This window comes from Thiothrix sp. UBA5583 (assembly GCA_002425225.1).
GTDB lineage: Bacteria > Pseudomonadota > Gammaproteobacteria > Thiotrichales > Thiotrichaceae > Thiothrix > Thiothrix moscowensis.
The window spans coordinates 1-13,628 of the sequence record DILV01000036.1 but is presented as its reverse complement, the minus strand read 5'-3'; the positions used below and the strand labels follow the sequence as shown (position 1 = coordinate 13,628).

The window sequence follows — 13,628 nt, the reverse complement described above, 5'->3', positions numbered from 1 at the left end:
CATACCGCCCATGCCCTGCATCCCAGACATGCCGCCCATGCCGCTCATTCCGTTCATGCCCGACATGCCACTTTGAGGTGCATCGGCCCATTCAATACAGACCATGGCAGGGCTGCCGCTCATGCCTTGCATCCCAGACATGCCACCCATTCCGTTCATGCCCGACATGCCACCCATGCCACCCATGCCACCCATTCCGTTCATGCCCGACATGCCACCCATGCCGCTCATTCCGTCCATGCCCTGCATCCCAGACATGCCATTCATGCCCGACATGCCGCCCATGCCCTGCATTCCAGACATGCCGTTCATGCCTGACATACCGCCCATGCCCTGCATTCCAGACATACCATTCATGCCTGACATACCGCCCATACCACTCATACCTTGCATTCCTGCCATGCCAGTCTGGACGGGAGCCCACTTGGTACAAACCTTGTTACCAGCCATACCCTGCATCCCAGACATGCCGCTCATTCCGTTCATGCCTGACATGCCACCCATGCCCTGCATCCCAGACATGCCGCTCATTCCATTCATGCCTGACATGCCACCCATGCCTTGCATCCCAGACATGCCGCTCATGCCTTGCTGACGGCCTGCCATGCCCGACATGCCGCTCATTCCGTCCATGCCTTGCATCCCGGACATGCCGCCCATGCCTTGCATCCCGGACATGCCATCCATGCCTTGCATCCCGGACATACCACCCATGCCTTGCATCCCGGACATACCACCCATGCCAGCCATGCCTTGCTGCTGTTCAGCAATAGCAATAGGTGCGAGCAGAATTGCGCCAACCATAACAGCCAGTGTTTTCATTACTAATTGTTTCATCTGAAACCTCCTTGAAATGGATAGGAATTGTGTGTGCGACGCCGAAACTTTAGTCACTTTTGTGCCAGCCCCGTATGTCATAAGGGCCTAGCATCCCGGCATGAGTGAAGGGGGAATACCAATTGCCTTGGTTTTCCATAAAACGCAGCGACGCAGGATAGGGTTGTTCTACCCCTGTCAGTGCGGCGCTATACCATGCAGCATCCTTCTTGACCTCTGTCACGACAGGGGCGTTAGCCGGACGTTCTGCTGGGTTTGTACCTGCAATGTAAGCAGGATCTTCCGCCTGAACCGGGGCAATCATCAGTGTGAGCAATGTGATGTGTATGCTGGAAAAAATGAAATGTCGCATTCGCATGTGAATTGCCTCCTTTGTTGCGCTTCCTCACTCATCACCTTAGCTCAAGCAGGAAACGTGCCAGATAGGGTTTTATATGTTTTATTCTTTGAAAATCAAATACTTTTCTCAGGTATGAATGATGAGGTTTCTCTGGCTGGCTTTCTTGAGCATGACATGTTGTCATGCTGTGGTGTGACAGGATGTCATGTGCCAGCAAGAGAAAAGACATTTTGTCATGATATGCATTACACTCAAGGCAAATACAAGTACACAACGGGTTTTTATGTCAGCTCTCATGCAGATATTCCATCAACAACATCTCAGCCGCCGTTTCATCCTGTTCCTGTTTGGGGTACTGGGGCTGGTGTCGGTGTGTTTCCTGCTGATGTTTTACTATTTCTATAGTGCACAAATAGCCGAGGAACGTACCCAGGCATCGCATTCTGTCAGCCTGTTGCTTAAGTCATCGCTGGAACGCGCCATGTTGCGCCGTGATCTGCCCGGTTTGCGTGACATCATCAACGATCTGGGCAAACAGGAGGGGATACGCGAAGTCATGATCCTCAACCCGGCGGGAGAAGTGCGTTTTGCCTCCCAGCCACAACGTCTGGGGCAGGCGGCGGTGGCGATGATCGGGGAATTCTGTCCCGGCTGCACGCCAGCCAGTTTGCCACAAGAGCCAGTTACCCATTTCACCATCGCCGACAATGGTGATGAATTGTTGCGCACCTTTCATCCGGTCAGGAACAAGCCGGAGTGTATGCAATGCCACGGTGCGGCAGAGTTGAATCCGGTCAATGGCATTCTGGTGGTGGATTACGATGCAGCCCCGATCCGGCAGAAAGGCTTGATGAACATCCTGATACTGGTGGGAGCCGGGGGTGTTGCCGTGTTGTTCAGTGCCTGGGCTGCTTGGTGGTTCATGCAGCGTTATGTGTTGCAACCAGTAGCCCGTTTGCATCATGCCAGTCAGTTGCTGTCACAAGGCGACCTTGCCACCCGTGTGATGGTCAGTGGTGAAGACGAGATGGGCAATCTGGCCAGCACATTCAACCGCATGGCTGCCAGCCTGCAACACAGCCATCAGGAACTGAAAAGCCGGGAGCAGTTCCTGCAAGATCTGGTGGATGCCGTACCCGACGGTGTGCGGGTCATTGATCCAGACCACCGGATTGTGCTTGCCAACCGGGCTTATGCCCAGCAAAGTGGCTCTGCATCTCCACAGGCATTGCGTCAGCAACCCTGCTATCGGGTCAGCCACCAGCTTGATGCGCCTTGCCCGCCTTCCTTGCGTACCTGCCCGCTGCATGTGCTGGATGAGCAACACACCAGCCTGAAATTTGTGGAAACACTGGAGCGTGCCGACGGTTCACTGTTATCCACCGAAGTGTATGCCGCCCGTTTGCCGGTGACGGTGCAAGGGGTCACACAATACTGGGTGGTTGAATCGGTGCGGGATCTGGAAAAAGCCGTGCATTATTCCCACGAACAAAAACTTGCCTCACTGGGTGAACTGGCAGCAGGTGTTGCGCATGAAATCCACAATCCGTTGGCTTCGGTACGCATCGCCCTGCAAGCCAGCAGCCAGCTTCTGGATACGCCTGCGCATGATGTCAGTGAACTCAAGGATTACCTGCATCTGGTGGATGAGCGGGTCGAACAGTGCCTGGATGTAACCCGCCGCCTGATGAAACTGGGTACGCTTGCCAGCAATCACCCCGAACTGGTGGAGGTGAATGTGGTGATCCGCGAAACCCTTTCCCTGCTGCGTTTCGAGCGTGAACAAAAAGGTATCCGCGAACATCTGCAACTGGACGAAGGCAATCCGCGCATTCTGGCAGCCGACAATGACCTGCGCATGATCATCCTGAATCTGGTGCAAAATGCTTTTCACGCCATGCCAGACGGGGGCGATGTGCGGGTAGTGACCTTGCGGCAGGGTGATCAGGTGGAAATCCGGGTGGAAGACAGTGGAACCGGCATCAGTGATGAAGTGCTGGCGCATATTTTCGATCCATTCTTCAGCCGTCGGCATGACCAGCGTGGTTCCGGGCTGGGGTTGACCATTACCCGCAATCTGGTCAGACAGCATGGTGGGCAGATACAGGTGGCAGAACATGCCCCCGGCAAAACCGTGTTCGTCCTGCATTTCCCGGACGCTGATGAATGGCAGGAGGATGCCGCATGATTCCGCTGGTACTGGTGATTGACGATGACATGACCCTTAACCGCCTGATGGTGGGGCAACTGAACCGCATGGGGCACGCAGCGACCGGGGTTCATTCCTGGGCAGCGGCACAGGTTTACCTGCAACAGCATGACCCGCACCTGATCCTGCTGGATTGCCAGTTGCCGGATGCTAACGGGCGTGAAGTCCTGCCACAACTGGTGGCTGACTATCCGGTGATCATCATGACCGCTTATGGCAGCGTCAAGGATGCGGTGGTGTCGATGCAGGCTGGTGCGGCGGAATACCTGCTCAAGCCGGTCAATCTGGATGAGTTGCAACTGGTGATCCGCCGTGTGCTGGATACGCACAACATGCAAAAGGAATTCCGTTACCTCAAGGAACAGGAGCAAAAACGCAAATCCTTCATGGTTGGGCAAAGTGCTGCCTTGAAAGAGGTTGAACACATGATTGATGCCGTCGCTCCCAGCATGATGACAGTACTGGTTCAGGGCGAAAGCGGGGTCGGCAAGGAACTGGTGGCACGTGAAATCCACGAGCGCAGTCAGGTGGCAGGCCACAGTTTCGTGGCGCTGGATTGCTGCACCATGCAGGAAAGCCTGTTTGAATCCGAGTTGTTCGGGCATGAGAAAGGGGCTTTCACTGGCGCTGACCGGCAGAAAAAAGGGCTGATCGAAAGTGCCGAAGGCGGTACGCTGTTTCTGGATGAAATCGGTGAAATCAGCCCGACCATTCAGGCCAAGCTGCTACGGGTGCTGGAAACTGGCAGGTTTCGCCGCGTGGGGGGAACCCGTGACCTGACCGCCAATGTGCGGGTGGTGGCGGCAACCAACCGCGATTTGCTGGCGATGTCGCAGGAAGGCAGTTTCCGTGCCGACCTGTTTTATCGCCTGAATGCCTTTACCATCTATGTACCACCCTTACGCAAACGCAGTGACGATATTCCCGCGCTGGTGCAGCATTTCATCAATAACCATGATTTTTCGCGCCGGGTCAACAAGCATCTGGCAGGCGAGGCACTCGATAAACTGCTGGCCTATCCGTGGCCTGGCAATATCCGCGAACTCAAGAACATGGTGGAACGTGCTATTATCCTTTCCGGTGATGCTGCCCGGATTCTGCCGCAGCACATTGCGCTTCAGGATAATTCCTCCTCGGCAATTGTCAGTACTGGCAGCAGCAAGGGCATCCACCTGAATTTTGAACAGGAACCCACGCTGGAAGACTTGGAAAGGCATTATCTGGAGCTACTGCTGGAAAAATTCAGCGGTCATCGCGGCAAGGTTGCCCGTACTTTGGGGATTAGCGAGCGTAATGTCTACAGGCTGTTGAAAAAGCACGATTTCATGGAAGCCTGAGCTATATTAACACTTAATAATATACTTGTTTTGTACTAGAATGGTGCAATGGCAAGAATCTTCATTTCCGCAACCCATAAATCCTCTGGCAAGACCACGTTGTCGATTGGTCTGTGCGCGGCTTTGCGTGCGCAGGGCATGAAGGTGCAGCCGTTCAAGAAAGGCCCTGACTATATTGATCCCTTGTGGCTGGGAGCCGCCAGCGGGCGTGCGTGCCACAACCTCGATTTCAATACCATGACCCCGGCTGAAATCATCCAGACGGTGCAACACTACGCTGCCGATGCCGATATTGCCCTGATTGAAGCCAACAAGGGGCTGTATGACGGCATGGCGCTGGATGGTTCCGACAGCAATGCAGCCGTGGCACAACTGACCCGTTCGCCCGTGGTGCTGGTGGTCGATACCCGTGGTATGACCCGTGGGATTGCGCCTTTGCTGCTGGGCTATCAGGCATTCAACCGTGACATCCAGCTTGCCGGAATCATTTTCAACCGGGTGGGTGGGGCACGTCATGCCAGTAAGTTGCGTGAGTCGGTCGAGCATTACACCGACATCAAGGTGCTGGGGGCAGTCCATGACAACCCGGCAATGGAAATCGAAGAACGCCATTTGGGGTTGATGCCCAGCAATGAAAGCCGTGAAGCTGAAGCGCAAATCGCAAGGATTCGTGATCTGGTGATGGCGCAGATGGATTTGGGATTGTTGCGGGAAATTGCAGACGGAGCAGCTTTGCTCCCTTCACCCCTTGTGGGGGAAGGGTTGGGGATGGGGGGGCGTTCCCCAACTCTGCGTATTGCCATCTGCCAAGACCCCGCCTTCGGTTTCTACTACCCCGGCGACCTCGAAGCCCTGCAACAGGCCGGTGCGGAACTCGTGCCCGTCAATACCCTGCACGATACCACTTTGCCTGCGAATATCGACGGCCTGTTCATTGGCGGAGGGTTTCCTGAAACCCACATGCAGCAACTTTCTGCCAATGTCTTGATGCGAGAATCCATCCGTACAGCCATCGACAATGGCTTGCCAACCTATGCCGAATGCGGTGGCCTGATGTATCTGTCGCGCAGCCTAGTGTGGAACGGGCAGCAGGCCAACATGGTTGGTGTCATTCCCGGTGATGCAGTGATGTACCCCAGACCGCAGGGCAGGGGTTACGTCAAGTTGCAGGAAACCGCAGACATGCCTTGGCCTGGTGGTGACAGCAGCAAAACCATCAATGCCCATGAGTTTCACTATTCAAGGCTTGAAAATTTGACGGGCGAGGGGCACTTTGCCTACCGTATGACGCGGGGTACTGGTATTGACGGGCAGCACGATGGTTGGCTATACCGTAACATGCTGGCTTCTTACACCCATATGCGCGACACTGCCCAGTTCCGCTGGGCGCAGCGTTTCGTTGAATTCATCCGACAGTGCAAAAGGAAAAGATTTTCATGATTACCGTGACACCACACGCCGCCGTGCAGATACGTACTGCCTCCGTACAAGGCAATGCCATCGGGCTGCCGTTGCGTATTGCCATCCAGAAAAAGCCGGATGGTGCTTTCCACTACCTGATGGGGTTTGATGACCAGAGCCGTGACGGTGATCAGGCCATCGACAGTGAAGGGGTTCAACTGGTGGTAGATGCTACTTCCCAGCCGCTGGTTCAGGGCATGACGCTGGATTATGTCGACATTGACGGCAAGCTCGAATTCGTGTTCATGAATCCCAACGACCCCAACTACCGTCCACCGCAGGCGCTGTAAACCATGCAGGAAACGGTCGTCAAATTTCCCGTTAAGCCCCCGCTGCAAAAACAGGCAGAGGTTGACGACACGGTGGGTAACGCCACCCGCAATACCTACTGGGCGAGCCAGGAAGGACGCCCGGTTATTGACCTGCCGTGGCAAGCCAAAATCAGTCTGGTGATTCTGTTGTGCATTTTTAGCGTGATTGGCGCGGTCTATTTCTGGGCAACCAGTACCGATGGCCATCCACAGTGGGTAGCACCTGTCATGACCGTGTTGTGGATAGCTGCCGGTATTGGTGGTTTGTCCATGCTGTACTGGGTATGGCGGGAGTTTTCCAAGTTTGGCATGGAATTGTCACGTTGGGCTATCCGTCTGCGTAAGGCCGACTTTTCGGCACGGATGCCAATTTCCGGCAAAAGCTGCCCGTCACGCAAAATCCGTGAGCAGATCAATGCCATCACCGAGGATTATCAAGCCCTGTCACGGATGCAACAAAAGCGCATGGATCGGCAGGAAAAATACCTTGCGCAGAAAAAGCGCCACTTGAGCGTACTGTATGAGGTGGCAAGCTGCGTCAATCGTGCGGACAGTCTGGAGGACTTGTTCAAACGTTTCCTGCATACTTTGAAAGATGTGGTTCATGCCGAGGCTGCCACCGTGCGCCTGCTCGACCGGGAAGGCAAACTGCGACTGGTATCGAGCGTTGGCCTGAATTCGGCAGCCATATCACTGGAAGAAACCTTGCCAGCCCCAACCTGCTTGTGCGGGTTGTCAGCGACAGAGCGTGACATCAGGATTCAGGGCAATGTTGCCCTGTGTAACCAGATCATTGGCACGCCGCTGTGCAAGGGCGAACAGGATCTGGAAATGTTGGCGATTCCGTTGCAATACCGTGACCGGGTGCTGGGTGTTTACAACTTGTTCATCCGCCAAGGGCGCTACGACAAGCTGGAAGATGACGAGCTGCTGATCAGTATCGGTCAGCATTTGGGGATGGCTATTGAAAAAGCCAGCAGTGACGAAGACATGCGTACTCTTTCCGTTATTGAAGAGCGTACTCGCATGGCGCACGAGCTGCATGACTCACTGGCACAGACGCTTGCCAGCCTGCGCTTCAAGGTGCGTTTGCTGGATGACTCCTTTCATCGGGGCGACGAGTCTTCCATGTGGCAGGAGCTTGAAGTGCTGGAAAACACCATCGACGCAGCTTACGCCGAATTGCGCAGCCTGATTACCGATTTCCGTGCGCCGATTGATGGCAAGGGCGTGGTGCGGGCTGTCGAGCGCCTGAGCGAACGGTTCCGCACGGAAACCGGCATGGAAGTGTTTTTTTACCATAACTGGTTCCTCCAGGATCTGGAGCGTGAGGCCGAGATAGAGGTCATTCGCATAGTCCAGGAAGCACTTGCAAACATCCGCAAACATAGTAAGGCCACCACTGTGCGTCTGTTGATGCACAGTACCGAGGAAGGGCGTTGCAGCATTCTGGTGGAAGATGACGGGGTTGGTTTACCCGATCCCCTGCCAGAACCAAACCCGACCACTGGTGAACAGATCGGCCTGCGCATCATGCAGGAACGGGCGGAAAAGATCGGGGGCGAGATACAGTTTGAAAGTGAACCTGGTGAGGGTACACTGATACAACTGAACTTTGATGCACCCCCAGCCAAGAAGCTGTCTGACCTATTTGGTGTGAGGACAGCACCCTAGATGACCACAGTAACAAGCGACCGCACATGAACGAAAAAGTATTGCTGATTGATGATCACACCCTGTTCCGTGCAGGTCTGGAAGATTTGCTGACCCGCCGGGGTATCCGCGTGGTTGCTGCTGTTGGTAGCGGTGACGAAGGGTTGGCGGCTGCCGCTGCCTTTGCTCCCGATGTTGTGCTGCTGGACATGCGGATGCCGCAAATGGATGGCCTCAGCGTCCTGCGCCAGTTGCGCAAGCATCATCCGAATTTGCGGGTGGTGATGCTGACTACCAGCAGCAATGAAAACGATTTGGTCGAAGCACTGCGCAGCGGTGCTCGCGGCTATTTGCTGAAAGACATTGAGCCGGATGAACTGGTACTGGCTTTGCGCGAAATCGTGGCAGGCAAAACCGTGGTTGCCCCGGAACTTGCCCCCGTACTGGCGCGGGTAGTACAAGGCGGTGATGCCCACGCCAGAGAAGACAAGGCAGCCAACCCGTTTTCTGAACTGACCCCGCGTGAATACGAAATCCTCACCTTGCTGGCAGAAGGCCAGAGTAACAAGGTCATTGCCCGCAATCTGGGCATTTCGGATGGCACTGTCAAACTGCATGTAAAAGCCATTTTGCGCAAGCTCAATGTCAGTTCGCGCATTACCGCTGCCGTGATGGCGGTGGAACACGGTATCCGTGCCGAGTCAGCCAATTCCGAATAATCATGTTTGTTTACTCTCCATCCCCAGCCCTTCCCATGCAAGAGGTGAAGGGAGCCTGACCTTGGATACACACCATGACCCAGAAAACCTTTGCGGCGCTAGTCGCCGAAGCCTTGCCCAAGGTAAGCGAACTGATGCCTTGGGATGTCGAGGAAATGCTGGCTACCAACCCGGAACTGATGCTGGTCGACATCCGTGAAGCCGATGAATATGCGGTTGGGCATATCCAGAATTCGCTGCTGGTTCCGCGTGGTATTCTGGAAACCGCCTGTGACTGGGGTTATTCCGAAACCATCCCTGAACTGGTAATGGCGCGGGACAAACCGGTCGTGCTGATTTGCCGCTCAGGCAACCGTACCGCACTGGCTGCCCTGACCATGCAGTTGATGGGCTACCAGGAAGTGTATTCGATGAAAACCGGCATTCGTGGCTGGAACGATTACGAGCTTCCCCTTTACAACGATGCCGGTGAACAGGTTGATATTGATGAGGCCGAAGAGGGCTTGAACCCAGCCGTGCGCCCGGAGCAGATAGGGCCGAAGTTCTGATAAGTTGCTGTTGGTCAGTGCTTTGTTGCCGAATAGCAACAGCTCCGTGCTTATTTGATCATTTTATGTGCAGTCTTGTGTTTCTCCTGCTACACTCTTGTTGGTTTGCACGCTTAAAACTGTGCACGAGTGTTGTATTTGCCCATCAAATAGGTCGGGAGTCGCCATGTATTTTCCATCATTTTTTAAAACTTCATCACGCAGGTTGGCGCTATTAGCGGTCGTCATGTCGCTGACAGGATGTTCAACCGTATCAGACACGGTTTCCAGTGTTACTTCCGGCTCTGTGTCCGTGTTGTCCAACCTGAATCCGTTCGGTGCCGATAAGCCTGCTACTGAGAAAGCCAGTACCCAGGAGCAAGTAGCACCAGAGCAGGTCAAGTCTGCCACGCTGCTGGTTGAGGCTGCCCCTGCGGAGCCTGTTAAACTGGCGCAAGCTGCCCCGCAGCCCAATGTGGAAACCACGATTGGTGATAATAAGCAATGCACCACCTTTTGTGCCTTGCCGGTACGCAAGCCACGTTGAGCTGGCTAAGGCTGAGGTTGACGGCATTCATGCGGGTGCGACGTGCATCCGCTGTTACTGTTGTTGCCCAAGCAGATCAAAGTGCTGCCAGCATGTCGAAAAGCTACAATCCTTCGGGTAGATTTTGCTGTAAAACGAAATTGATACGTTGCATTTTCCACTATGTTTTACGGAGTTGTTGCGTATATAATCGCCATCTTGTTGTTTGCACACGTGCTGTTGGGGGAGTCCGGTGGTTGCAAAAGTATTGACCGTCAAACTGTTGCAGGAAATGGCGCAAGATATTGCCAGATTGCTGTTGCAACGTTTCAAGGCAGAAGATGAACAGGTCGAAATCAACTTGACTGCGGAACGCATGGATGGTGGTGTGAGGGTCGATCTCAAAGGCATGTTGCCAAGTGGTGAAGTGCTGTTTGCCATCCAGTCGGATTTGTATTCGGCCTGGTTGGAAGAACCCATAGAGCTGAGCCAGAAAATTACCCTTTACCGCGCCTGAGTCTGCTTGTGCTATCGTTCATGCCCTGATGGGTTTGCTATTGGACGCTGTACATGCCTGAACTGATTCCTGCCCGATTGTCCCTGGATGAATCAGGGACTCCCTACGCTACCGATTTCGCCGACTGCTATTTCTCCCGGCAGGATGGGCTTGCCGAATCACGTCATGTGTTCCTGCAAGGCAACCGGTTACCTGAGCGTTGGCAGTGCAGGCCGCAGTTTACCATCGCAGAAACCGGTTTCGGTACGGGGCTGAATTTCCTCGCTACCTGGCAGGCGTGGCAGGCTGACCCCCAGCGTTGCGGGCGGCTGCATTTCATTTCCATCGAAAAACACCCCATTCTCAAAGACACCTTGCGTGGTTTGTTGGTTGCATGGCCTGAGCTTGCACCGTTGGCAGAAGAATTGCTGGCGCAGTACCCGCCGTTGCTGGCGGGTTTTCATCGTTTGCGGCTGGCGGGTGGGTGCATCACCCTGACCTTGTGTTTCATGGATGTGCTGGAAGCCTTGCCGGAAATCGTTGCCCATGTAGATGCCTGGTATCTGGATGGTTTTGCCCCCGCGCGTAATCCGACGATGTGGCAATTGCCGGTGTTGCAGGGCATGGCTGGTTTGTGCAATGCGGATGCTACGCTGGCAACTTTTACCGCAGCCGGAGAGGTACGGCGCAATCTGCAAGCGATCGGGTTTGTGGTTGAAAAACGCCCCGGTTTTGGCACAAAGCGTGAAATGCTGATAGCCAAGGCAAGTGCTGAGCTGATGTCGCAACAAGGTATTCCCTCCTGGTTTGCCTTGCCAGAACCTGTCGGGAATCGTCACGCCCGCATCATCGGTGGTGGTATTGCCGGTTGTCAGATTGCGCGTTCACTGGCGGAACGTGGCTGGCAAGTGACCTTGCTGGAACAGCATGGGCGACTGGCAACGGAAGCATCCGGCAATCGTGCTGGTGTGCTGATACCCAAAATGACTGCCCAGCCAGGTTGGGGGGAGAGTTTCTACCAACAGGCATTCCTGTATGCCTTGCGCCAAATCCGTATGCTGGAGCAGAGCGGGCATGAGATTGAATGGGCGCAGTGTGGCGCTTTGCAACTGGCACACGAGCCCCGTGAAGCTGCCCGCCAGCAAGCCATCCATGAACGTGGTTTGCCGGATGATTTTGTGCAGATTGTGGATGCGGAAACCGCGTCGCTACTTGCCGGAATCCCGTTGTTGGTTGGAGCTAGTTATTTCCCGCAGGCAGGCTGGTTGTACCCGGCAAGTTTATGCCGTGCGCTGGCAGACCATGCCAATATCGAGATTCGTTGTCTGGAAAAGGCAGAGCCTTCCCAGAATGAGGGTGTTACGGTGTTTGCCAGTGGCAATATGGCAGACCAGTATGCCCAAAGCGCTTTCCTGCCATTTTTGCCTGTGATGGGGCAAACCAGCCGTGGCAAGGCTTCGGCTTTCACCGCAGGTTTGCGTACCACCCTAGGGCATGAAGGGTATTTGACACCAGCCGTGGCGGGGGAACACATTTTCGGTGCAACGTTTGTGCGTCATGTGCGTGAAGCACAGTTGAGTGAGGCGGCGAATAGCATCAATTTCCAGCAATTACAGCAGTATTTGCCCGAGTTTGCTGCTTCACTGTCACAGGTGGCAAGTGGTCATGCTGCCATCCGCATGACTACACCGGATCGTTATCCCGTGGTGGGGGCATTGCCGGATGATGGCTTGTTCCGGCAGGCATATGCTGATTTGCGGCATGGCAGAACGCGGCAAGCGTATCCACCCGCTATGTACCAGTCGGGGATGTTCATTTCCGCCGGTTACGGTTCACGTGGGCTGGCAACCAGTGGTTTGTGTGCGGAAATGCTAGCGGCGCTCATGGATGGCGAGCCATTGCCACTGCAAGCCAGTTTGTATGGCAACCTGCATCCGGGGCGCTTCCTGATCCGGCAATTGGCTAAAGGGCTATGAACGTCACTGCGGACGTATTTTGTCGATTTCTTCGCCTAATCGCTGGTTTTCAGCCGCAGCTTTGCTGACTTCCTGTTCAAGACGGGCATTTTCCTGTTCCAGAGCCTGAAGTTGTTCCTGCAATTGCTGCAACTCGCGGCGCATGGCTTCTTCATCCGGTGCGGAGGGTGGCACAGGTGCAAGCGAGGCTTGCGGTGCAGGGGATGTCATTGGCAGGGTATTGGTTGGCTGTGCCGGAGTAGTAAGGCGCTGTTGCGCTACCGGTGCAGCAGGTTCAGGGGGCGCAATAGTCTTGTTACCCAGCATGTCGGGCAGGTACAGGAACACGGCGACGCCTCCAAGTACCAGCGTTGCCATCCATCCGGCAAGGGTAACAGGGTCTTTAATGCGCATGGGTAAACAGTTTTTGCCACCAACGACGCCGGTTGCCCGGTTGGGGCATGGCAGCAGGCAGGTTGATGGGTTGCAATTTCGACAATATCCAGCCCGGCAAGGGCGGGTTGCCACTGGAACCGCAGGTGGAGCCAAGATTGTTCGGGTCAAATACCTTGATGAAGGTGGGTTGTTGCATGGAATCGGTGTAGACGATGCCACAATAATCTTCGTCATGTTCACGCCGCAGCAATTCATCCAGTTCCCTGACAACAAGGTTCAGGTTGTCGCCGGTAAGCATGGTGGTGGGCGGTTCTTCGCCGACAGCATACACATACCAGCCGCTGGCGTTGTCAGCGATAACCCGTTGCCACAGGTCGTCCAGTTGATGCCAGCGCAATACGCCAGAAAATGAACCGCGAAAATGGTGTAGGAAGGGATGTTGTTCAGTCATCGCAGCACGCTGTTGGTTCCAAAGTGATGAGCATAATTCGTGCCAAAGGCAGACTCAAGCATACCCCGGCATTTTTTAAGGTATGTCATTGACATCACTATATCCCTCAATTAGGATGCTGGCCTAACTACTGGACAAAGTGTTGTCATCATGGTAATGCAACGACGCTTTCCAGTCAGTCCTAATAACAGGAAATAAACCGGTATATTCTTCCCGAGACTTTATCCAAAATTTCCACAATATCCCATTCAGGAGACGTTAGTTATGAAAAAGATTGCTGTAAGTGTATCTGCACTGGTTTTGGCTATGGGCGTATTGAGCGGCTGTGGCGAAGAGAAAAAAGTAGAAGCTCCAAAGGCTGAAGCTCCCAAGCAAACGGGTATGAGTGGCATGTCTGGTATGGGTGGCAT

13 protein-coding genes and 1 pseudogene are annotated in these 13,628 nt (G+C 54.5%); 10 read left to right on the top strand and 4 right to left on the bottom strand.

The genetic code is table 11. From position 1 onward, the window contains the following. Both B2U47_RS14930 and B2U47_RS14925 read right to left on the bottom strand, forming a co-directional pair. Positions 1–837, bottom strand: a pseudogene (locus B2U47_RS14930) (hypothetical protein); the annotation flags it as partial. Between the two features lie 49 nt (positions 838–886). Further along, positions 887–1,195: a hypothetical protein gene (locus B2U47_RS14925; protein ID WP_296680059.1), complete on the bottom strand. Its 309-nt coding sequence runs from the start codon at positions 1,193–1,195 to the stop codon at positions 887–889. Positions 1,196–1,460: 265 nt separating this feature from the next. Here B2U47_RS14925 and B2U47_RS14920 point away from each other — a divergent pair, with 265 nt between their 5' ends. The 10 genes from B2U47_RS14920 to mnmC all read left to right on the top strand — a co-directional run bounded on the left by B2U47_RS14920 (position 1,461) and on the right by mnmC (position 12,392). Beyond that, positions 1,461–3,365: a sensor histidine kinase gene (locus B2U47_RS14920; RefSeq protein WP_296680058.1), complete on the top strand. Its 1,905-nt coding sequence runs from the start codon at positions 1,461–1,463 to the stop codon at positions 3,363–3,365. Continuing rightward, the gene (locus B2U47_RS14915) at positions 3,362–4,723 is read left to right on the top strand and encodes a sigma-54-dependent transcriptional regulator (protein WP_296680053.1); all 1,362 of its coding nucleotides are present in this window, start codon (positions 3,362–3,364) and stop codon (positions 4,721–4,723) included. The genes B2U47_RS14920 and B2U47_RS14915 overlap by 4 nt, the downstream gene beginning before the upstream one ends. Before the next feature lie 48 nt (positions 4,724–4,771). Then, on the top strand, positions 4,772–6,163 hold the full coding sequence (locus B2U47_RS14910; RefSeq protein WP_296680051.1) for a cobyrinate a,c-diamide synthase: 1,392 nt from the start codon (positions 4,772–4,774) through the stop codon (positions 6,161–6,163). Then, positions 6,160–6,474, top strand: a complete 315-nt coding sequence (locus B2U47_RS14905) for a HesB/IscA family protein (protein WP_296680049.1) — start codon at positions 6,160–6,162, stop codon at positions 6,472–6,474. The genes B2U47_RS14910 and B2U47_RS14905 overlap by 4 nt, the downstream gene beginning before the upstream one ends. A 3-nt stretch (positions 6,475–6,477) precedes the next feature. Next, positions 6,478–8,169 (top strand): GAF domain-containing sensor histidine kinase, encoded by a 1,692-nt coding sequence (locus B2U47_RS14900; protein ID WP_296680047.1) that lies wholly within the window; start codon positions 6,478–6,480, stop codon positions 8,167–8,169. Between the two features lie 26 nt (positions 8,170–8,195). After that, positions 8,196–8,867, top strand: a complete 672-nt coding sequence (locus B2U47_RS14895) for a response regulator (protein WP_296680045.1) — start codon at positions 8,196–8,198, stop codon at positions 8,865–8,867. Between the two features lie 74 nt (positions 8,868–8,941). Continuing rightward, positions 8,942–9,415, top strand: coding sequence for a rhodanese-like domain-containing protein (locus B2U47_RS14890; RefSeq protein WP_296680043.1), 474 nt, complete (start codon positions 8,942–8,944; stop codon positions 9,413–9,415). A gap of 226 nt (positions 9,416–9,641) precedes the next feature. Beyond that, on the top strand, positions 9,642–9,941 hold the full coding sequence (locus B2U47_RS14885) for a hypothetical protein (protein WP_296680041.1): 300 nt from the start codon (positions 9,642–9,644) through the stop codon (positions 9,939–9,941). A 232-nt stretch (positions 9,942–10,173) separates the two neighbouring features. Continuing rightward, positions 10,174–10,437, top strand: a complete 264-nt coding sequence (locus B2U47_RS14880; protein ID WP_296680039.1) for a hypothetical protein — start codon at positions 10,174–10,176, stop codon at positions 10,435–10,437. 53 nt (positions 10,438–10,490) lie between these two features. Further along, on the top strand, positions 10,491–12,392 hold the full coding sequence (mnmC, locus tag B2U47_RS14875) for a bifunctional tRNA (5-methylaminomethyl-2-thiouridine)(34)-methyltransferase MnmD/FAD-dependent 5-carboxymethylaminomethyl-2-thiouridine(34) oxidoreductase MnmC (RefSeq protein ID WP_296680037.1): 1,902 nt from the start codon (positions 10,491–10,493) through the stop codon (positions 12,390–12,392). Between the two features lie 3 nt (positions 12,393–12,395). Here mnmC and B2U47_RS14870 read toward each other — a convergent pair whose 3' ends face one another. Then, positions 12,396–12,785 carry a hypothetical protein gene (locus tag B2U47_RS14870; RefSeq protein ID WP_296680034.1) on the bottom strand — a complete coding sequence of 130 codons (390 nt, stop codon included), beginning with the start codon at positions 12,783–12,785 and terminating at the stop codon, positions 12,396–12,398. Next, a complete protein-coding gene (locus tag B2U47_RS14865) occupies positions 12,775–13,218 on the bottom strand; it encodes a hypothetical protein (protein WP_296680032.1) in 444 nt (147 codons plus the stop codon). The genes B2U47_RS14870 and B2U47_RS14865 overlap by 11 nt, the downstream gene beginning before the upstream one ends. Between the last annotated feature and the right edge of the window lie 410 nt (positions 13,219–13,628).

Coding starts and splice junctions, on each gene's coding strand:
- B2U47_RS14925 (WP_296680059.1), bottom strand. CDS start 1,195: ATGCGAATGCGACATTTCATTTTTTCCAGCATACACATCACATTGCTC.
- B2U47_RS14920 (WP_296680058.1), top strand. CDS start 1,461: ATGTCAGCTCTCATGCAGATATTCCATCAACAACATCTCAGCCGCCGT.
- B2U47_RS14915 (WP_296680053.1), top strand. CDS start 3,362: ATGATTCCGCTGGTACTGGTGATTGACGATGACATGACCCTTAACCGC.
- B2U47_RS14910 (WP_296680051.1), top strand. CDS start 4,772: ATGGCAAGAATCTTCATTTCCGCAACCCATAAATCCTCTGGCAAGACC.
- B2U47_RS14905 (WP_296680049.1), top strand. CDS start 6,160: ATGATTACCGTGACACCACACGCCGCCGTGCAGATACGTACTGCCTCC.
- B2U47_RS14900 (WP_296680047.1), top strand. CDS start 6,478: ATGCAGGAAACGGTCGTCAAATTTCCCGTTAAGCCCCCGCTGCAAAAA.
- B2U47_RS14895 (WP_296680045.1), top strand. CDS start 8,196: ATGAACGAAAAAGTATTGCTGATTGATGATCACACCCTGTTCCGTGCA.
- B2U47_RS14890 (WP_296680043.1), top strand. CDS start 8,942: ATGACCCAGAAAACCTTTGCGGCGCTAGTCGCCGAAGCCTTGCCCAAG.
- B2U47_RS14885 (WP_296680041.1), top strand. CDS start 9,642: ATGTCGCTGACAGGATGTTCAACCGTATCAGACACGGTTTCCAGTGTT.
- mnmC (WP_296680037.1), top strand. CDS start 10,491: ATGCCTGAACTGATTCCTGCCCGATTGTCCCTGGATGAATCAGGGACT.
- B2U47_RS14870 (WP_296680034.1), bottom strand. CDS start 12,785: ATGCGCATTAAAGACCCTGTTACCCTTGCCGGATGGATGGCAACGCTG.
- B2U47_RS14865 (WP_296680032.1), bottom strand. CDS start 13,218: ATGACTGAACAACATCCCTTCCTACACCATTTTCGCGGTTCATTTTCT.